Origin of the sequence: Sphingopyxis sp. Root1497 (assembly GCF_001427085.1) — a bacterium.
Classification (GTDB): Bacteria; Pseudomonadota; Alphaproteobacteria; order Sphingomonadales; family Sphingomonadaceae; genus Sphingopyxis.
The window spans coordinates 1,522,191-1,542,348 of the sequence record NZ_LMGF01000005.1 but is presented as its reverse complement, the minus strand read 5'-3'; the positions used below and the strand labels follow the sequence as shown (position 1 = coordinate 1,542,348).

Below are 20,158 nucleotides of genomic sequence, written 5' to 3'. Positions count from 1 at the left end.
CGTCGGTCAGACCTGCCAGCCGGCAAAATCCATGCCGGTCAGTGCGCGTAGCTGCGCGACGTCCTTTGCATAACGTTCCTTCAGCCGGTCGACCTCGTCTTCGCTCAGATCGGGCTTGTTGAGGCCGTAGAAGAGCCGGCGGCTGATCGCCGGACGGTTCATCAGCGCGTCGAAATCGAACGGTGCCAGCTTGCGCGCGGCCCGATAGGGCAGGGATTTCTGCCAATGCACCGGAATGCCGTTCGACGAATTCTCGTTCGTCTTGAAAGAGAAGCTGTCGGGATCTTCGAGCCATTCGAGCCCGAGGAAGGAAAAGATCATGTTCATCGTCATGTGCCGGTGGTTGAGCAGGCTGTCGGCATCGACGACCTTGATCTGTTCCATCGGGAAATGGTCGAGGAAGGATTCGAGCTGATAGGCATACATGCCCGTCATCACCTGATTGTCGCTCGCCTCCGACCATTGGCGCGCGGCGGGCGTTTCCCCATGGTAATTTTCGACCTTGTGCGAGCGGTAGCGCTCGATCGGGTCGCGCACCACATAGATGAGCTTCACATCGGGGATCAGCGCCTTGATCGCCTCGGCCGCGCCGGGGAACAGGGGGTTGTGGCGCTTCGAATAATTTTGCGAGGATTCGCCGCGGATCGGGGCGTCGACCGGGAACTGCGCCTTGTACCAGTCGAGCGACTGGTTGCTGTTCGAACCGGTGAAGAAGTTGATCTCCTTTTCTTCCGACATGAAGATGTCCGGATGGCGCGCCAGATAATTGTGCAGGCTGCTGGTCCCGCACTTCATCGCGCCGATGACCAGGAGGTTGGGAAGATACATCGGGCTATCCTGCTTTCACGTCGGCGATCAGACGCGAGATTGTGGCGATATGGTCGGCATAGCTGTTTTCGGCGGCGAAGCGCGCGCGTGTGGCCGCGAGCGGTGCGCCGACCTCGGCATAATCGGCGACGATCCGGCCCATCAGATCGGGCATGTCGCGATTGTCTTCATAGGCCGAACAGGTCACCGCCCCGGGGGGAAAGGTGAAGGACAATTGGCTGGCGAGGACGGGCTTTCCGGTGGCGAGAAACTCGTTGATCTTGTGCGGATAGATCAGGCCCTTCGCCTTTTCGTAACGATAGGCGACGAACCAGATGTCGACATCCGCCGAGCGGGCGATGACTTCGTGCGATTCGAGCCGCCCGAGCAGGGTAACATTGGCGAAGGCCCGCAGTTTCTCGATCCGGGGGTCGGGCGGGGTCGAACTGCGATAGGGGCCGATCATCCGGAATTCGAGTTCGGGGTGCGCGCCGATCACGGCGTAGAGCGCCTCCCAGTCGATATCCTTGCGGTCGAGGTTGCCGACATAGCCGACGACTTTCGGCACGGCGCGAAACGCCGGTTGCGTGCCGTCGAGGCGCGTGCGCGCGAGGTCGAGGAACGCGCCCTGCGTCCCGTGCGGAATCAAGGCGGTGCGGGCGCCGCTTGCGGGCAGCGAGGAAATGTAAAAGCCGTTGTTGGCGAGGATCAGCCGCGCGAACTTGGTCGACGAAAATTGCGGCGCAATGTCATCTACGGGATGGAAGATACTGAAATCAGCAGAAAAATCGCCGAGATCGTTGAACATATATTCATTGTCGAAATCCCAAACCAGATCGATCGGCCCCGGAACGGTCCTTGCCACCCGGCGGGTGACGCCCTTCATCAGCCATTTGAACAGCGGCCGGGCGTGAAACTTGATGCGATAGGGGAAGGGCAGGCGATAACGGACAAGCGACACGCCCGCCGCGTCGCTCGGCACGATGGCGACATTCCTGTCGCGACGGCTGTGGTCGGGCGGTTCGACGAAAAAGACGCGATGCCCCAATTCGCCGAGCAGGCGGGCATAATGATGCTTCGACACATTGGGCGCGTTCCACGCCTGCGGCGAGATGATCAGGATTGTTCGCGGTTGCGAAAAATAGCCCTCCACGCCCTCAGCCTCCCTGCAACGCCGGATTCAGCGCCTGCTTCGCGAAGGCGGGGAAATCGGCTTCCGGGATATAGCCATGATAGCGGTGGTCGCGCGCATAATCGACACATTGCGCCGCATCGATCTGACGCACCGGCTTGGCCGGGATGCCGGCGAGGACCTGATAGCCTTCGGGGAAGGAGCGGGTGACGACCGCGCCGGCGGCGACGATGGTGAAGGGGCCGAGTTCGACACCCGGCATGATCTTCGCCCCGCCGCCCAGCCAGCTGTGACGGCCGACGACGACCCGGTCGGGATGGTGGAGCCGGTGGTCGTGGATATCATGGTTCGCGGAGATGATATGCACCCCCGGCGCGATCCACACATAGTCGCCGATGTCGATCAGGCCGATGCCCTGGATATAGCAGTTCGGCATGAACCCCGGAGCGACGTCGATACCGACCTTGATATTGCGCCAGTTGACCACCTTGCTCGACCGGTCGACGGGCCAATAGGCCTTGGCCGCGCGCTGGTAGACGAACTGGTCGAGCCAATGCTCGGGGGTGCCGGTCACCGCATAGCCGGCGGTGTCGCGGTGGACGCGGCGGGCGATATGCTGCCGGCCCATCAACTGGCGCGCCATGTAGCGCGGCAGGAACCGCGACAGGCGCAGCGCCGCGCTGATTTCCATCCTGTCGGCGAGGCAGGTCGCCGGATCGGCAGAAATATCGGTCATATCAATGGTATCGCGTGCAACAATCGAAAGAATATCAGGAAGTGCCCGTCCAAGGCATATGACAGGCTTTCCGATATGTCTATCACAGCGCCGCCGGTTCGGCGCGAAGATGGCGATGGCGATGCGCGATCCAGAAGGCGACCGCGAGGAAGGCGACGTACATCACCCCCTGCGCCATCGCATAGGCGACGATCACGTTCATCGGACTGGAGATGATCTGCGTCGCGAGCAGCACGGCGCCGATGGTGAAGGCCGCGAAACTGACCGACATGATGAAATCGAGCCGCTGGTAGCCGTGCAGCCACAGGATCTTGGTCAGCGGCTGGACCACGAATTGCAGCCCAATGACGGGGGCGAGGATGCGCGCGACCTCGCCGGTCTCGTGCCAATTGGGGCCGAGCACGAAGACGAACAGCGTCGGCGCGATAAGATAGAGGATGCCGAACATCGGGACAGCGATCGCGGTGAGCCCGATCGCCAGCCGGTAAAAAAGATGGGTGGCGCTATCGAGCCGCGCGATCTCTTCGGCGCCGCGCCGGAAGAACACCTGGCCGATCGCCGTCGCGAACATCTGGACGGGCAGGGCGAGCAGGCTGCGCGCACGGTTAAAATGGCCGACGACGTCGAGCATCCCGCCCCGCAGGCCAAGGACATAGATGGGGAAGGCCATCGCGACCTGTTCGACGACCGCCGTCGGGGTGGTCCACTGCGCGAAATCGCGGTGGCGCACCGCCGCGGCGCGCATGTCGGCCCATTGCGCCCGGCGCGCCAGCCCGAAAGCCTCGCGATTTCCGGCGATCACATAGAAAAAGGCGATGATCTGGCCCGCAAAATAGGCAGTCATCAGGCCGGCGGCACCCCACTTCAACAGCCCCAGTCCGATCGACAGGCCGGTCGTCACCACGACGCTGACGATCTGCAGCCGGCTCATGAAGCCATAGCGGTTCTGGCGGTTGGCGAAGGCCTGGAGTGCGGCGGTCTGGCTCGCCATCAGGATTGTGAGCGGCAACAGCCAGAACCAGGGCCAGAGCTCGCTGTTCGACCAGCTCGCCGGTTCCAGAAGCCGGACCAGCGCGACGACCGCGAGTGCCAGTACCGACATGCCAAGCGTGATGCGCATCGCCAGCGCGAGCGTCGCGATCGCGTCATGCTCTTGCTTATCGACGATCACCCCCTTGAAATATTGGAGATTGCCGATCGTCGCGAGCACCGCGCCGAACGCCATATAAGTGCCGAGTACGCCATAGTCGGCGGGCAGGTAGAGCCGCCCGAGGATCGGTGCGGTGAGGATCGGGATCAGCGTCGCGATCGCCTGTCCGCCCGAGAGCGTCGCGAAATTGCGAACGAAGTTCAGACGGGAGATATTCACCAGCCTGTCGGCGATCGTCTTCACCAAATCGTCTCCGCATCGCGTTGAAGGGCCTGGCGAACCGCCTGTGCCGACATGGGCCGGCCCCGGCGGTTACAGAAAAGGGTGCGCGGCGCCAATCGAATTCATGGCCCCGCGCCGATCAGATCGCCGCAAAACGATCGAGCACCGCCATGCCGAACGACAGGCTCTTTTCGGGATGGAACTGGACCCCGAAGACATTGTCCTTTTCGACCCCGGCGGTGAAGCGATAGCCATGGACGGTGCTGCACAGCTCGGTCGCCGGGTCGTCGCAGGCGATGTGGAAGCTGTGGACGTAATAATAGCGGGCGGCATCGGCATCGAGCGCCATGCGGTGTCCGGCGTTCCAGGCGGTGTCGGCCCAGCCGATGTGCGGAACCTTGAGCCGGTCGCCAAGGCGCGAACGGTCGAAGGCGACGGTCTTTGCGGGCACCCAATCGAACCCCGGCAATTCACCCTCTTCGCTGCCGCGCGTCAGCAATTGGGCGCCGAGGCAGATGCCGAGCATGGGGACGGCGCGGCGTTCGACCGCCTCGCGCAGCGGCGCGACGAGTCCCTTGTCGTGCAGGCGCTGCATGCCCCAGTCGAACTTGCCGACGCCGGGCAGGATCAGCCGCTCGGCGCGTGCGATCGTGTCGGGATCTCCGGTCAATTCGGCGCGGTGGCCGAGATACTGCAGCATGTTGATGATCGATCGCGGGTTGCCCGCGTCATAATCGACGATGGTGATCATAGCGGCACCGCGAAGCGCCGCACCCAGGCGGCGAGGCTGATCAGACGGAAATTCGCCGGATCATAGGGCAGGCTATGGCGCGCCGAAGCGGCGATCCGTTCGCGAAGCGTCGTCACGTCGAGCAGCGGCGCCAGCACGCGCAGCGCATCGTCGATCATCGCCGCCATGCGGTCGGGATGGTCGCGGCCGAAACTCGCATCGGGCGAAGAGAAACCGATCTTGTCGCGCCGCCAGCGCACGGTGTCGGGCAGATCGTCCATCGCATCGCGCAGGATCAGCTTCTGCCACCCCTTGCCGACGAGGAAGCGCGTCGGCAGCCCCATGACGAACTCGACGAGCCGGTGATCGAGAAAGGGAACGCGCGATTCGATACCGAACTGCATCGCGTTGCGGTCCTGCGAATGGAGCTGGTACGGAATGCTCGTCCGGGTCAGTTCGTCGAGCGACAGCGGCTTGTAGCCGGTTGGCGGAGCGACTGGGGTGTAAGAGTCGGTGCCGCCGCCGCGCCATATGCCCGCCATCAGCGGCGAAATCAGCCGGTCCGATTGCCGCCCGGCGGCAAGATATTTGCGCAAGGTCAGCGGCAGGCCATCGCCCGTCGTCAGGCTCCGCCCGCGAAAATTTTGCCATGCCTCGCCGAACCGCCCGCCGCCGACCGCCTCACGCTGCGCCGCGAGCCAGAATTCGCCATAGCCGCCGAAATATTCGTCGGAACCCTGGCCGTCGAGCATCACCGTCACCCCCGCTTCATGCGCGGCGCGGAACAGCGCATGTTCGTTGAAATGGCTACCGCTCGGCAGCGGCTGGTCCTGCGACCAAGCGAAGGCCTCGAGCCATTCGGGGGTGTAATAGTCGACCAGCGAGACCGGAACCTCGACCTGGCGATAGCCGAAGCGCTGCGCGACCTGTGCCGCATATCCGCGTTCGTCGTGGCGGCGGTCGGCGTGGAAGACGGTGAAGACCGGAAACCGGCCCGGATCGCCCACGACGCTTGCGCTCGCCGCGGCGATCGACGAGCTGTCGACGCCGCCCGACAGGCTGGCGCCGAGCGGGACGTTGGCGACATGGTGCGTGCGCACCGCGTCGAAAAACAGCGCCCGGAGCCGTTCGCGCGCTTCGTCATAGCCGATGGTGAGCGGCTCGACCTCGCCGGCAAGATCGTACCAGCGCGCGGTCGCGAACGCGCGGGTGGTCAGGTCGTAGGTGGCGAGATGACCGGGCAGCAGCGCCTTGATCCCGACAAAGAAGCTGCGCGCGTCGAAATTGAGATGCCCATATTCGAGAAAGCGGCGCAGCATATCCTGGTCGGGGGCGCTATCGACGAGCCCGGTCGCGAGCAACTGTTTCGCCTCCGACCCGGCGAGCAGCACGCGATCGGACAGATGATAGCAGAGCGGCTTGATCCCGAAGCGGTCGCGCCCGAGGAGCATCTTCTGCCGCCGCGCGTCGTAGAAGACGAAGGAGAACATGCCGCGCAGCCGCGGCAGCGCGTCGGTCCACCACTGGTCCAGCGCGTGGAGCAGCACCTCGGTATCCGATTGGGTATGGAAATGGCGGCCCAAACCCTCCAGCTCGGCGCGCAATTCGGGGAAGTTATAGATGGCGCCGTTGAACAGTAGCCAGTTGTCGCCGTCGCGCATCGGCTGGTTCGACCGGTCGTCGACGTCGATCACCGCCAGCCGGCGGTGCGCGAGCCCGACCGGGCCGAGGGTGACGATGCCTTCGGAATCGGGACCGCGGTGCGCGACGGCATCGGCCATCGCCTGCAATCGCCCGCGTTCGACCGGGCGGCCGTCACGATTTGCCAATAGACCCCAGCCGCACATGCGGTTCAGCTAGCCCCCGCAGGCGGCGAGGTAAAGGCGGCGGCGAAACGGCCGAGATATTGGTGGCGCAGGTTGCGGCGCGCGAAATCGGCGAAATCACCCGCCGCGACATAGCCGTGCCGCGCATCGTCGGGGATAGGCGGGGCAGGGCGGTCGTGCGTGCCCACGACCTTCGCGGGGTTGCCGGTCAGGATCGATCGCGGCTCGAGGCACGAGCGGGTGACGACGCTGCCGCGCGTCACGATGCAGAAATCGGCGAGCTCGACCCCGGGCAGGATCGTGCAGCCGTCCTCGATCACGCAATGGTCGCCGATCACCAGCGGCGGGCCTTCGAGATAGTCGGTCAGCCGCACCGGGTCGTGATTGCCGCTGATCAGGCCGACGCCGCGCCCGACCGACACGCCATGGCCGACGACGATCCCCATGTTCGCGCTGACATAACAAAAAGGCTCGATCCCCGGCGCGCTGCCGCGCCCGAGCAGGACGCGGTTCGGATAATCGAGCTGGCTCGCCGGGTGCATCGGCCAATAGGCCCCGCCGTTGATCCCGAGGACCTGCTGCGCGAAACGGGTCTTCCAGGACGGATTCATGACGCACCCCAGATGCGGTCGAACAGCACCGGGTCGACCCTGTCGCCGCGCAAGGCATCGATTCGCGCCAGCGGCGTGTAGCCGACATAGGCGTTCGGGCGCTGCCAGGTTTCGCATTGCGCCGGGTCGAGGCGCGAGACGACACGCGCGGGATTGCCGGCGACGACGCAATGGCCCTCGGGAAAGCTTTCGGTCACCACCGCGCCCGCGCCGACGATGGTGAAATCGCCGAGCTTGACGCCGGCCTGCACCGTCGCATTCATCGCGATCAGGCAATGGCGGCCGATGGCGATCGCAAAATCCTTCGGCGGCAAAGGCGATCCCGCGCCATCGGCGAGCGACAACAGCCGGACATTGGGAGCGAGCTGGGTATAATCGCCGACATAAAGCCCGCCGCGCCCGTCGATTTCGCAGCCGGTGCTCCATCCCGGCGAGGTTTCGGCGCCGATGACGATGAAGCGTGCGCCGGACACGCGGGTCGAGGGGTGCACCGGCCAATAGGCGTCGGCGTTGCCGCGCAGGATCTTCTGCGCAAACCACATCCGGAAATGCACTTCGACCTGCGTCCCCGCGGTGTCGATGAAATAGCGGCGGCCGCTCAGCCGGTGCCAGTTCGACTCGAACAGGCGGCGCAACCGTTCGAGCAGGGTCGCCGGCCAACTCAGCTGCATGTTGAGGAGGCGGCTCATGCCCGCCCCTAGACCGAACCGGCCCCTGCCAGCACCGCGGCGATGACGCGATCCTGGACATCGTCGGTCAGATAGGCGTGCATCGGCAGGCTGAAGACTTGTGCCGCCCAGCGGTCGGTTTCGGCCATGCTCCCGCTGACGCGGCATTTGTCCCGATACGCCGGCTGGACGTGCATCGGTTCGGGATAATGCACCCCGCTCGGCACCCCTGCCGCCTTGAGCGCATCGAGGATCGCGGCGCGTTCCGCCGATTTCAGGGCGAAATAGCCCCAGACACTGGTGCGATCTTCGCCGATCATCGGCAATTCGAGCGCATTATGGCCGGCAAAGGCGGCAAGATAGCGTGCCCCGAGCGCATGGCGCCGCGCGATCTCCTCGTCGAAGATTTCGAGCTTCGCGAGCAGCACCGCCGCCTGGATCGTGTCGAGCCGCCCGCCGACCCCGACCCGGGTGTGGTGGAAACGCTTCGACTGGCCATGAACGCGGATTTCGCGGCACGCCTGCGCCAGCGCGTCGTCGTCGGTGAAGATCGCGCCGCCGTCGCCATAGCAACCGAGCGGCTTGGCCGGGAAAAAGCTGGTACAGCCCAGCAGCGACTGGTTGCCGCTGCGCCGCCCCTTGTAGGTCGCGCCGAAGCTCTGCGCGCCATCCTCGATCACCGCGATGCCGTGCGGTGCCGCGATCGCATTGATTGCGTCCATGTCGGCGCACTGGCCATAGAGCGAGACGGGGATGATCGCACGTGTCTTCTCGCCGATCGCCGCTTTCACCGCCTGGTGATCGATAGTCGAAGTGGCGGGGTCGATGTCGACGAACACGGGGGTCGCGCCGAGCAACGCGATCACCTCGACCGTCGCGACGAAGGTCGCCGAGGTGGTGATGACCTCGTCGCCGCGGCCCACGTCGAGCGCCATCAGCGCGATCAGCAGCGCCTCGGTCCCCGACGCGACCCCGATGCAATGCTTCGCGCCGGTATAGGCGGCGAGCTTTTCCTCGAGCTCGGCGACTTCGGGACCCATGATATATTGGCCATGGTCGAGCACCGCCTGGATGCGCGCGTCGACCGACGCCTTCACCGCACGATATTGCGCCTTCAGGTCGTTGAACTCGATCGTCTCGCTCATCGCGACGCGCAGTCTTCAGCGGTGATCCGGTAGTTGCTGGCGCAGGCGGTGCAGGTTACGTCGCCGCTGCCCTCCAGCCGGACGCCGCATTCGCACATCCAGCCGATCCGCCGCGCCGGCACCCCGACCATCAGCGCATAGGGCTTCACATCGCGCGTGATCACGCTGCCCGCACCGACGAAGCCATATTCGCCGATCGTCACGCCGCACACGATCGTGCAGTTCGCCCCCAGCGTCGCACCCTTGCGCACCAGCGTTTCGCGATACTCGTCCTTGCGCGGCACCGCGGCGCGCGGGTTATAGACGTTGGTGAAGACCATCGCGGGGCCGCAGAAGACATCGTCCTCCAGCGTCACCGCATCATAGACCGACACCCCGTTCTGGATGCGGACATTGTTGCCGATCGAGACATGATTGCCGACATAGACATTCTGCCCGAGCGAGCTTCCCGCACCGATGCGCGCGGTGCCGCAGACATGCACCCAATGCCAGATCGCGGTGCCGTCGCCGATCTCGGCGCCGGGATCGACGATCGCGGTTTCATGGATTTTGACGCCCATCAGTAATCCAGCGGCAGCGAGACGCGCTTGCCGTCGCGCGCGGAAAGATAGGAAGCGATCAGCACCTCCATGCTGCGCAGCCCTTCGCGTCCGTCGGTCGTCGGGGCGCATTCGCCCGCCAGCGTGCCGATGACATTGTCGTAATAAAGCTGATGCCCGAAACCATAGACCGAGCCGGTGTCGTACGAGGCGTTCGCGACGAGGTCGTCATCGGGGTGCGGGGTGTCGAATTCCCAATGGTCGATCTTGTTGAGCGCGACCCCGCCGACCTTGACGCTGCCCTTTTCGCCGAGGATCGTGATCGAGCCTTCGAGATTCCTGGGATAGGTCAGCATGGTGACGTTCATCGACCCGAGCGCGCCCGAACGCCAGCGGATGTTCATCACGGCGCTGTCCTCGACCTCGATATTGCGCGCGAGTGTCGCGGTATAGGCGTGCAGGCTTTCGATCGGGCCGCCGAGCCAGTCGAGCAGGTCGACATAATGGCTCGCCTGGTTCATCAGCGCGCCGCCGTCATACTCCCACGTCCCGCGCCAGGCCGCGCTGTCATAATAATCCTGTGGCCGTGTCCAGAACACATTCAGCGCGATCATGTAGATGCGCCCGAAGCGCGCTTCGGTGACCGCGCGGCGGAGCAGCTGGAGCGTCGCGTTGAGCCGGTTCTGCTTGACGATGAACAGCCGGACCCCGGCTTCCTCGCACACCTCGACCATCCGCAGCGCGTCGCGCCAGCGGGTCGCCATCGGCTTTTCGGACACGACATGGCGTCCGGATTGGGCGACCTCGATCACCTGATCGGGGTGGAGGCCGCTCGGCGAGGAGACGATCACCGCGTCGGCATCGGTGGCCGCGAGCATATCGGTCAGCGACGCATGGCCGCGAGCGCCAGTGCATTCGACCGCCCGGGCGAGCGCGACCGGGTCGACGTCGCATACATCGACGATCTCCGCCCGGTCGGCGTGCGCCTTGATCGCCGCAAAATGATGTCCTGAAATACGTCCGCATCCAACCAGCGCATAGCGCTGACGGCGGCCGGTAATCGGCGCGTTTGCAACACTCATATGGTCTTGTTCATCCTGTTGCATCCCCCCGTCGCGGTGCGGGCCGGTTGTCGGCATCTATGGACAAGCTGCGCAAAAAGATCAATCGGCGCGCGGTGCCCCGGCGCGGAAGAGTGCGGCGAGCAGCGCGAGCAGAACGAGGTCGATTCCGGCGATCCAGAAGGGCAGTTTCCACGCCACCGCATACGCGACGGGCAGCTGGATCAGCAGCGTCAGCGCGAACAGGCCATAGCTGACCCGCGCGTGCCCCCAGCGGCGCTTGGCGTGCTGATAGGCATGCTCGCTGTGGGCGTGCGTCACATTCTGACGGCGCAGGAAACGGCGGAGCAGCGTGACCGCGCTGTCGCACAGGAACACCCCCTGCAACACGAGCAGCGCGAGTCCGAAGCGCCAGTTCGACGCCGCGACCGCCAGCGTGACCGCGGCGACGATCAGCCCCAGCGGCGCGCTGCCGCTGTCGCCCATGAACAGCTTGGCCGGCGGCCGGTTGAACAGGAAGAAACCGAGCACCGCCGCGCCGAGCAACAGCATCGGCAGGGTCAGCACGGTGGGTGGCAGGATCAGCAGCGTGCCGGCGACGAAGCCAAGCATCTGCAGCGCGACGATGCCGTCGATGCCGTCCATGAAATTGGTGATATTCGCCGAATAGACGAGATAGAGCAGCGCGACGATCGCCAGCGGCCAGAACCAGGGGCCGATCGTGTCGGGCCATGGCCAGAGCAGCAGGAACAGCCCCGCCGAGCCGAACTGGACCGCGAAGCGCAAGGACGTCGGCAGGGGCGTGCGGTCGTCGATCCAGCCGAGCCACATCAGCGCCACGACGGCGGGGCCGAGCGCGAGGGCGGGAATGACCTGATAGGGGATGAGCAGCGCCCCGGCGGCGAGCATGACGACCCAGACCGACAGGAAAACGATCCCGCCGCCGGTCGGGGTCGCGACGACATGCGCGCTGCGCTCGTTCGGCGTGTCGACCATCCGCTGCTTCGCCCAGCCGACATAGAGGCTGAGCAGCATAAGCGTGGCGATCAGGCAGATGCCGGTGAGCGCGAGGCCGGTATCGATCATGCGCGCCGCTCCGCTGCCGCCATGCGCGCCAGTTCCTCGGCCATCGTCACCGGCGGGTGCCAGCCGAGCAATGCACGCGTCGGAGCGCCATCGACCAGCAGCGGGTCGCACAGGCGGTCGATCGCGGCGCGCTGGCCGATGACACTGCCGAGCAGCCGCAGCAGCGCAACGGGCACCGGCAACAATCGCGCGGGGCGGCCGAAGGCGATGCCGATCTGTGCCAGCAACTCTCGCACGCTGACGCTTTCGGCGTCGCTCGCCATCAGCGTCGCGCCCGCCGCGGCCGGATGCCGGCTCGCCGCGATCGCGAGCGAGGCGAGATTGGCCACCGCGACCAGACTGCGCCGGTTGTTGCAAAGGCCGAAGGGCAGGGGGCGCCCGCGCGCCACCCACGACACCATGCGCGCGAAATTGGCGCGCACTGTGGGGCCATAGACGAGCGGCGGGCGGACGATGGTCACTTCGAGACCCGTTTCGGCGGCGATGGCATGGAGGTCCTGTTCGGCCTCCCATTTGGACTGGCCATAAGGGTCTTGCGGCGACGCCGCATCGGCGGCGGTGAAAGGCGCGCGGCCGCGCGTCGTCTCGCCATTGACCTTGATCGAGCTCAGAAAGACGAGTCGCGTCGCCCCCGCGGCCGCGGCCTGCCGCGCCAAGGCGGCGGTGCCGTCGCGGTTGACGGCGCGGAAGGCAGCGAGCGGATCGGTTGCGCGGTCGTCCATCTGATGGACACGCGCCGCGCAGTGGATCACCCGATCGACCCCGGCGAGCGCAGCGCTCCAGTCGGTATCGGGGCCGATATCGCCGACCGCGACCTCATCGGCGCCGGCCACCGTCCGCACCGCGCTGCGCGCGGCCAGGCCCTGCGCGCGCAATTGGCGCACGATCTCGGCCCCGACGAAGCCGTTGGCGCCGGTGACAAGGGTCGTCCCGCTAGGCATCAAACCGCCTTGCGCGGCCAATATTGGAAGATTTTGGTGAGATATTTCGACCAGATCATCAGCGAATTGGTCTTCACCCCGTTGCGCTTGCACGCGACGCCGATTTCGCGGTTGATGATTTTGCGGCTCTGCAAGCCCTGGTTCGATACGCCGCCGGTCGCCATGGTGACGATCGGGGAGGGCACATGCACCGCCTGGCGCCCCGCGGTGCAGAAGAAGCGGAGCATCAGGTCGTAATCGGCAGCGATCCGGTAATCGGTGGCAAAGCCGCCCATTTCGCGGAACAGGTCGCTGCGCATGTAGAAACCGGGATGCGGCGGCATCTGGCCCCAGCGCAGGCGTCGCTGCCAGTTGCCGGCGCCCGAATAATAGCGTTGGCGCCCCGGCTTGTCGGGATCGACGATGACGACATCGCCCTGCACCGCATCGGCGCCCGGATGTGCGGCGGCAGCGGCAGCGAGCCTAGCGATCGCATCGGGGTCACCGAGCCAGTCGTCAGCGTTCAGGAAGCCCAGATAATCGCCGGTCGCAAGCGCGGCGCCCTTGTTCATCGCGTCGTAAATGCCCTTGTCGGGTTCGGACACCAGCCGGCCCTTGAACCAGTCGAGCGCAGCGATGCGTTCGGCGGTGCCGTCGGGCGAGGCGCCGTCGATGACGATATGTTCGATATGCGGATAGCCCTGCTCGGCGACCGAACGCAGGCAGGCCAGGATCGTCTCGCCGGGATTATAGCAGACGGTGACGATCGAAAAGCGCACGCCGGGAACAACCAACGAAAATCCCCCGATTAAACCAACGAAGGGTTGGCTATCGCGTCCGCATAGGCATCGGCAAACTGCTTGGCAATGGCGGGCCAGTGCAGGTTATCGGCAACCCATGAACGTCCCGTCGCACCCATGGCGATCAGGTCGCGGTCGGGCCGCGCGGTCGCGTCGGCGAGGGCGGCTGCGATCGCCGCGGTCTCGGGCGCGACCCACCAGCCGCAGCCCTCAGTTTCCAGAACCTGCCAGGGCGTCCCGGTCGTCGTGATGACGGGAATGGCGTGGGCCAGCGCCTCTGCCGCCGAAATCCCGAAATTCTCGGTATAGCTCGGCAGCAGGAACAGCGACGCCTCGTCATAGAATGCGGTTTTCGCGGCACCACTCGCGGGGCCTGCAAGCGAAATTGTATCCGAAAGGCCTGCGGCGGCGATTTGCGCTTCCAGTTGCGCGCGGAACCCGTCCTCGTCGGGGCCGACCAGTTGCAGCCGCCAGCCCGCCGGCCTGACCGCGGCCCAGGCATCGACCAGCATCGTCAAGCCCTTCACCGGATGGATCCGGCCCAGGAACAACGCGGTACGGACCGCGCCATCGGCCTTTGGCGCGCGCGGCGGCTGGTCCGGAATGTCGATACCGTTGGCGATCAGCAGCGGCCGCCGCGCGGGATAACGTTCGCGGATGCGCGCGACCTCGTCGTCCGCCGTGGCGTGCAGCCGCGCGGCCTGTTCGACCCCGCGCTTCTGGTACAGCGCCCAGGCAAGGCGCTTCTTCCAGCGCCGGTGGTTCCACGCCCAGGGCTGCATCATGCCCCTGACACTCAGCAGGCGCGGGATCGCGTGGGTACGGCAGTGGCCGGCGATCCGCGCGCCATGGGGCAGCCAAAGGCCATTGTCGTGCACCACGTCCCAGCGCTGCGCGGTCAGGACCATGTCCAGTTCGGCGGCGGCGATCTTCACGCTGCCGCTGGGGTCCATCGTCGCGACACGGTCGGCGCTGCCGTCGGCGGCCCACACCGTGACGTCATGGCCCAGCGCTGCGAGCGCCCCCGCCAGCCGTCCGACCGAATAGGCCGGACCGCCATGTTCGAGCCGGAAACTGGGATTGGTCAGCAGGATTCGCGTCATACCCGCTGGGTTCGGCCCTGTTTCTCGGCGAACTGCCGGATATCGAGATAGCGCTCGAGGATCTTCGCCACGATGAAGCCGATCACCAGCGAGGCGTAGAAGGTCGAGAACAGGCTCGACATGTTCGCCAGCGGCTGGACCATCGCGACCAGACCCGACATCAGCGGGATCGCCTCGGTCATCCGCCCGTCGGCGAGCGCGCGATAGGCCCGCAGGTCGAGATAGCGGACGAACAGGCCCATCAGGAACGAGAAGAAGATCACGCCGAACATCGCGAAATTGGCATAAAACTCAAAAAAGGGCCCGATGCCGAACGTTGTTTCGTTGCTTGCCTGATAGCCGGTATGCGCGGTGAGGAATTCCGAGCCGCCGCGGACCGGCTTGGTCGTCCAGATCGCGCGCGGAACGAACGCAAACAGACCGGCGAGCAGCGTCGAGCCATTTTCATAGGTGTCGGGCTGCGCCTGGAGTTTTTCGACCGCCATGCCGGTGAACAGGCTCTGATTCAGACGCGAGTCGAGGACGTAGAGCTGCTTCTGGTCGCTGCTCGACAGCGAGCCGAACTGGCCGATCGCGTCGACGAGCCCGTCGACGCGCTCCGACAGCGTCGATGTCGGCTCCCACACCACTTCGCGAAACTGACCGCGGGTCAGCAGATAGTTGGTCGACAGGAACAGGAAGATATAGCTGGCGGCAACGACCGCGAGTATCACCCGGCCGATGCCGAAACGACGGCCCGCAATGGTCAGCCAGAAACAGCCGATGATGATGATCGCCGCGACCGCGTCGGCCAGAATCGCGTTGCCGAGCAGGTTGGCGATGGGAATGGCGACGGTGATCGCACCGATCTGCCACATCGTCAGACCCTCGTTCAGCCAGACGCGGCGCAGGATCGACAAGCAGATACCGATGATCAGCAGGTTCTTGCCGCTGACGATGACGGCGCCGATCGTCGGAATCTGCGCGATGGCGGGAACGACGGTGATGGCGAAAAAGAAGAACACGCCAATCGCCAGCACGCTTTTCTGCGCCACGCGGAGGAACCGGGCCGGCATACGGCGCGCGTCGAAATCGACGTGATAATTGTCGCCCAGATACGACATCAACCAGATGCCCAGCGCCATCATCACGAAGCCGATGGTCGAAACCTGCAACCCCTTGGCCACCGTGTCGCGGGTATAGCCGATGCCGTTCAGATAGGGGTCGTACTGGTGGTAATATCCGGGAATCAGGTGAACGCCGGCGGCCACATGCATGATCGCCAGCGCGAACAGCATGGCCATCGGAAAGCCGAGCGTACCCTTGTTCGAGCGGATCGTGTGCGCCATCACGCCGAACATCGTGACGGCGCCGACCGACAGCCAGAACAGGATCGTGGATTCTGCGGTTTCGAAAAGCATGCGCGGTCCTAATGCCCTGCTACGCGCGCGCTGTCGAGCGCCGCGGACCATGTCGATGCGGTACGCATCAGGCGCGCATGCCGAGCAACAGCCGCCGCGTCGGCGAAGACAGGGCGAACAGCTGATGCAGCGCGACTCCGACAGCAACCGCCACGACCACGATAATCGGCCATTCCAAGGCGGGTTTGAGCAGCATCAGCACCAGGAGATGGGTGTACATGATCGTCAATGACGCGCGCCCGATCGTCGCGACGCCGGGGACGGGGACAGCGGAAACGAAGCAGATCGCGGCGATCGCGGCGGCAGCGGCGAGGGTTGCGACCGGAAAGGCGCCATAATCCAGATATTTGAAATCGACCTTTCCGCCATAGGGGGCGAGGAGGAAGAAGGCGGCGGCGCACAGCGCCAGCCCGGCCGCCGCCTTCCAATCGGGTTTTGCGACCCGATCGAGTCCGACATGATGGCCGGCAGCGGCAAAGGGCAGCGCCATGCCGACGGTCAGCAGGCCATAGGGATTGAACGGCGTGAGACCGCCGAGCAGGAAGGAAGCGGTCGCTGTCGCGGCGAGGACGACGCCCTGCGCCCACAAGGGCAGGCGAAGCAGCAGGTTCAACAGCAGCAAGGTGACGAGCAACGCGGTCGGGAACCAGAAGGTCCCGAACGCACCGGTCAGGAAGGTGCCGCCGAACAGGAAGTGAAGCGGGCCGGGTACGGGAAGCCCGCTTCCCAGCGCCGCATTGGCGGTGAGCAGGCAAAACAGGATGAGCAGGGCGAAGGCGGCATAGGGGAGCAGCAGCGCCCGCGCCTTGGCGAGCGTCGCGCGCACGCCGGTGAAGGACCTGAAAGTGAGACCCGACAGGAAAAAGAACAGCGGCATGTGAAACAGGAAGATATCGTGGACCAGCCGGTCGACGGTCGCGATATGTCCGATGACGACCAGGATGATGCCATAGCCCTTGGCGCGGTCGACCCATAAGGCGCGCGGTGGCGGCGTTGCCGTCTCCATCTAGGGTCGTCCGAGGCCGGTGCCGGCGATCAGCGCGCGCATCGCTTGCTCGATGCTCTTTGCAAAGGCGCCGAAGCTGTAGACGTCAAGCGCCGCACGCGGCGGCGCCTTGGCCGTCAGCACCGTCTCGACCCCCGCCGCGACCGCGGCGCGATCGCCCGGATCGACCAGCAGACCCAATTCGCCGTCGAGCAGCGCGTCGCGCCCGCCATCGAGCGTGCTGCCCATCACCGGCACCCCGCACGCCAGCGATTCGAGAAAGACGATACCGAAACCCTCGCCGCGGCTGGGCATCGCGAAGGCATCGGCGAGCCGGTAGTGATCGAGCTTTTCGGCGCGGTCGATGAAACCGGCGAAGATCACCGTGTCGGCGACCCCCAGCGCAGCGGCGAGATCGATCAGCCGCTGTTTGTCGGGGCCCTCGCCGGCGACGAGATAGCGCAGGTCGGGCTGGCGCTCCTTGAGGTCGGCCATCGCCTGGATCATCTCGTCGACGCCCTTGTGCCGATCCCATCCGGGCAGGCGCGCCAGCGTCATCACCACTTTCTTGCCCGCCAGCCCGTAACGATAGACCAGATAGTCAGGCCGGAGGCCGGGGGTGAAGTCCGACAGCTCGACGCAATTATGGACGATGTGCATCGGCACACCCGGCATCCAGTCGCGCATCCGGTCCTGCGTCGTCCGGCTCACCGGCCAGATTTCGGTCACCTGTTCGGTGGCGAGCAGCCGCGAGGGACCCGGCTTGTCCCACACTTCGATGCCATGCGCAGGGAGGACGACCGGGATGCCGAAACGCCGCGCGATCCCGATGACCAGCGGGACGAGGTTGATATGGCCGACAAAGATCAGGTCGGGGCGCCAGACGAGGCAGTGGAACAGCGCCTGCACGCCGAACACCGCCTTGTCGGCGGCGGCGCTCGCCATCCGCCCGCGGCAGACGATCCGCATTTCGGCGTCGTCGATCCCGCGCAGCGCGTCGGCGACGTTGCGATTATATTGCGCGATACCGCTCGCCGCCTGATAATCTTCGTTGAGGAGCAGCAGCACCTTCATGCCGTGATCACCCGGCGAATCTCGGCGAGCATCGCGCGCGCGCGGTCGTCGAAATGGGATTCGATTTCGACCGTCCGCCGTCGCGCCGAAGCCCGAACTTCATCGGCCTCGGCGGCGGGCATCGCCAGCAGCCGCTGGGCCTTCGCCAGCATTTCGGCGGGGGTGGCGAAATAGAAGGCGTCGCGGTCGGCCACAAAGAAGTCGCGATGCTCGGGGCTGTCGGGCGCCAGCAATATGCCGCCGACCGCCGGCACTTCGAAGCTGCGCAGATTATGTGAGCCTTCGTTGTGCGGCCGGAACATGTTGAGCTGGAACCGGTAGCGCCGCAGGACGCGCAGCATGTCGGTGCCGCGCTCGACCGGATAGATGCCGAGCATCGGCCCCGGGGTCAGGAACTTCTCCCACCCCCAGCCGAACAGGTCCATCGCGACGCCATTTTCGATGAGCAGCCGGACCGCCGCCGCGCGATCCTCGTCGGGATTGGCGTTGAAACAGCCGCGGAGCACCTCGGGCTCGCTCGCCAGTTCGTCGTGCAGCGCATCGTCGACCGCATGACCGAACGGTAGCACAGCGACGGGCAGGTCCGGATAGGCCTCGCGCATTTCGCGCCCGATCGGGCCGCTGTAAGTGAAATAGAGCCGGTAGGCCGGGATGCTGTCGCGGACATTGGCGTTGCCCGCGCCCGACAGGAAGAAACGGAAGGGATGGTCGGGGTTGTAGTTGACCAGCTGGATACCGCGCGCCGCGATTTTGCGGAGCAGGGCAGGGGGATAGTCGAAGCCCTTGAAGACGATCAGCACATCGGGTTTTTCGGCGGCGACCGCACGCTCGAGCGTCTTCGCCGCTACCGATCCTGCCAGCCGTCGCAGGCGCAGCAGGATGCGCCCGGCCAGCGAGGCGGGCGCTTCGCCGATGTCATAAGCGGCGACATCGGCCCCGGCATTGACCAGCCCGCGATAATAGCAATCGGGCACCGCCCAGGGATTGCCGCTGACCGGCGTCAAGATCTTCACGATGCGCCCCCGCGGGTCCGCGTCATGATCCGCAGCACCGGCGCGAATTGCTCTTCATAGGCCCATTCGGCGATCATCCGCTGGCGTGCGGCTTCGCCCATCGCGCGCACCGCGTCGCGGTCGCCGCCAAGCTTCCGGAAAGCCTCGGCGATCGATGCGGCGTCGGCGGGGTCGCAGGCAACCGCATAACCCGGCTCGACGAACATCGCGTGCCAGTCGGCGCCCGGCCCGACGACGAGCGCCTGCCCCTGGCCGATCGCGTCGAAGGTCTTGTTCGAGGCCCCGGCCATGTGGCGCAAATTGACTTCGAAGGCATCGAGCGGCAGCGCCGCAAAGGTGACGTCATAGCTCCTCAATGCACCGAGCAGCTCGTGATAGGGCATTGCGCCGCGGAACAGCAGCCGATCCGCACAGCCCCGCGTTTCAGCGTGGGCGCGGAGGCGGTCGCAATGGCCGCGCGACGACACGGTCTCATATCCGATCACCGTCAGTTCGATGTTCGGCACCGCGGCCAGCGCGTCGACCAGCGCGAAGGGGACGCGGTGGATGTTGATCGAGCCCGCATAAACGATACGTACCGGGCCATCGGCGGCGATGGCGCGCGGCGGCCCGACCTCGTCGCGGCAGGGGGTGTTCCACGCGACAATCGGCGCGCGTCCGGGGGCCAGCCCGGCATCGCTCGCCAGCAGCACCGCGCGGTCGGCATTGGGCAGCACGACGGCGTCGGCGCGCCGCGCCATCGCCTTGCGCCCGGCCCACTCGGCACGCAGCCGTGCCGACGCGCCTTCGACCGGCGAGTCATGCTCGTGATAAACGATGCCGCCGCGATGAAACGCACGGACCGGTGCGCAGAGCAGCGCCGCGGTCGCGTCGGCGATATAGAGCCAGTCGGGCTTCCAGCGCCGCACCAGAGCGGCTGCCTTTGCGGCGAAACGCAGCGGGGTCAGGCGCCCGAAATACACCCAGTCACAGGCATCCGAAAGATCGTCGGCGACCGCAAGCGGGTCGCTCTCGCCGAACCCGACGCCGAGATAGCGGACCTCGTGCCCGTCGCGGCGCCACAGCCGCCCGGCGCGCATCGCCGCAGGAAAACCGCCGGGGTTGGCATATTGGATATATAGGATTTTCATCGCGTGTGATCGCCGGATGC

At 65.7% G+C, this 20,158-nt stretch carries 20 protein-coding genes; all 20 read right to left on the bottom strand.

Annotated elements, in window-relative coordinates:
• Positions 1-6: 6 nt before the first annotated feature.
• Positions 7-828 carry a sulfotransferase family protein gene (locus tag ASD67_RS21790; RefSeq protein WP_056351603.1) on the bottom strand — a complete coding sequence of 274 codons (822 nt, stop codon included), beginning with the start codon at positions 826-828 and terminating at the stop codon, positions 7-9.
• 4 nt (positions 829-832) lie between these two features.
• On the bottom strand, positions 833-1,960 hold the full coding sequence (locus ASD67_RS21785; protein ID WP_056351600.1) for a hypothetical protein: 1,128 nt from the start codon (positions 1,958-1,960) through the stop codon (positions 833-835).
• A gap of 4 nt (positions 1,961-1,964) precedes the next feature.
• Entirely contained in the window at positions 1,965-2,675 is a 711-nt protein-coding gene (locus ASD67_RS21780; protein WP_056351597.1) for an acyltransferase, read from the bottom strand.
• Positions 2,676-2,757: 82 nt separating this feature from the next.
• Positions 2,758-4,068: a lipopolysaccharide biosynthesis protein gene (locus ASD67_RS21775; protein ID WP_162248629.1), complete on the bottom strand. Its 1,311-nt coding sequence runs from the start codon at positions 4,066-4,068 to the stop codon at positions 2,758-2,760.
• 118 nt (positions 4,069-4,186) lie between these two features.
• Complete coding sequence (gene hisH / locus ASD67_RS21770) at positions 4,187-4,798, bottom strand: imidazole glycerol phosphate synthase subunit HisH (RefSeq protein WP_082545243.1); 612 nt, start codon at positions 4,796-4,798, stop codon at positions 4,187-4,189.
• Entirely contained in the window at positions 4,795-6,624 is a 1,830-nt protein-coding gene (gene asnB / locus ASD67_RS21765) for an asparagine synthase (glutamine-hydrolyzing) (protein WP_082545242.1), read from the bottom strand. Before asnB ends, hisH begins: the two co-directional genes overlap by 4 nt.
• Positions 6,625-6,629: 5 nt before the next feature.
• Positions 6,630-7,214 (bottom strand): acyltransferase, encoded by a 585-nt coding sequence (locus tag ASD67_RS21760; RefSeq protein ID WP_056351585.1) that lies wholly within the window; start codon positions 7,212-7,214, stop codon positions 6,630-6,632.
• Complete coding sequence (locus tag ASD67_RS21755) at positions 7,211-7,903, bottom strand: acyltransferase (RefSeq protein ID WP_056351578.1); 693 nt, start codon at positions 7,901-7,903, stop codon at positions 7,211-7,213. Before ASD67_RS21755 ends, ASD67_RS21760 begins: the two co-directional genes overlap by 4 nt.
• An 8-nt stretch (positions 7,904-7,911) precedes the next feature.
• Positions 7,912-9,027 (bottom strand): DegT/DnrJ/EryC1/StrS family aminotransferase, encoded by a 1,116-nt coding sequence (locus tag ASD67_RS21750; protein WP_316248975.1) that lies wholly within the window; start codon positions 9,025-9,027, stop codon positions 7,912-7,914.
• Positions 9,024-9,587, bottom strand: a complete 564-nt coding sequence (locus ASD67_RS21745) for an acyltransferase (protein WP_056351575.1) — start codon at positions 9,585-9,587, stop codon at positions 9,024-9,026. The genes ASD67_RS21750 and ASD67_RS21745 overlap by 4 nt, the downstream gene beginning before the upstream one ends.
• On the bottom strand, positions 9,587-10,648 hold the full coding sequence (locus ASD67_RS21740) for a Gfo/Idh/MocA family protein (RefSeq protein ID WP_056351570.1): 1,062 nt from the start codon (positions 10,646-10,648) through the stop codon (positions 9,587-9,589). Before ASD67_RS21740 ends, ASD67_RS21745 begins: the two co-directional genes overlap by 1 nt.
• Positions 10,649-10,729: 81 nt before the next feature.
• A complete protein-coding gene (locus ASD67_RS21735; protein WP_056351567.1) occupies positions 10,730-11,713 on the bottom strand; it encodes a hypothetical protein in 984 nt (327 codons plus the stop codon).
• Positions 11,710-12,654 carry an NAD-dependent epimerase/dehydratase family protein gene (locus ASD67_RS21730; RefSeq protein WP_056351564.1) on the bottom strand — a complete coding sequence of 315 codons (945 nt, stop codon included), beginning with the start codon at positions 12,652-12,654 and terminating at the stop codon, positions 11,710-11,712. The genes ASD67_RS21735 and ASD67_RS21730 overlap by 4 nt, the downstream gene beginning before the upstream one ends.
• The gene (locus tag ASD67_RS21725; protein WP_056351562.1) at positions 12,654-13,427 is read right to left on the bottom strand and encodes a glycosyltransferase family 2 protein; all 774 of its coding nucleotides are present in this window, start codon (positions 13,425-13,427) and stop codon (positions 12,654-12,656) included. Before ASD67_RS21725 ends, ASD67_RS21730 begins: the two co-directional genes overlap by 1 nt.
• 14 nt (positions 13,428-13,441) lie before the next feature.
• Positions 13,442-14,536 carry a glycosyltransferase gene (locus ASD67_RS21720; protein ID WP_056351560.1) on the bottom strand — a complete coding sequence of 365 codons (1,095 nt, stop codon included), beginning with the start codon at positions 14,534-14,536 and terminating at the stop codon, positions 13,442-13,444.
• Positions 14,533-15,936 carry a hypothetical protein gene (locus ASD67_RS21715; protein ID WP_056351557.1) on the bottom strand — a complete coding sequence of 468 codons (1,404 nt, stop codon included), beginning with the start codon at positions 15,934-15,936 and terminating at the stop codon, positions 14,533-14,535. The genes ASD67_RS21720 and ASD67_RS21715 overlap by 4 nt, the downstream gene beginning before the upstream one ends.
• Positions 15,937-16,003: 67 nt before the next feature.
• On the bottom strand, positions 16,004-16,942 hold the full coding sequence (locus ASD67_RS21710) for an acyltransferase family protein (protein ID WP_056351549.1): 939 nt from the start codon (positions 16,940-16,942) through the stop codon (positions 16,004-16,006).
• On the bottom strand, positions 16,943-17,995 hold the full coding sequence (locus tag ASD67_RS21705) for a glycosyltransferase family 4 protein (protein ID WP_056351546.1): 1,053 nt from the start codon (positions 17,993-17,995) through the stop codon (positions 16,943-16,945).
• Positions 17,992-19,008 (bottom strand): CgeB family protein, encoded by a 1,017-nt coding sequence (locus ASD67_RS21700; RefSeq protein WP_056351543.1) that lies wholly within the window; start codon positions 19,006-19,008, stop codon positions 17,992-17,994. The genes ASD67_RS21705 and ASD67_RS21700 overlap by 4 nt, the downstream gene beginning before the upstream one ends.
• Positions 19,005-20,138, bottom strand: a complete 1,134-nt coding sequence (locus ASD67_RS21695; protein WP_056351541.1) for a glycosyltransferase — start codon at positions 20,136-20,138, stop codon at positions 19,005-19,007. The genes ASD67_RS21700 and ASD67_RS21695 overlap by 4 nt, the downstream gene beginning before the upstream one ends.
• Positions 20,139-20,158 lie beyond the last annotated feature (20 nt).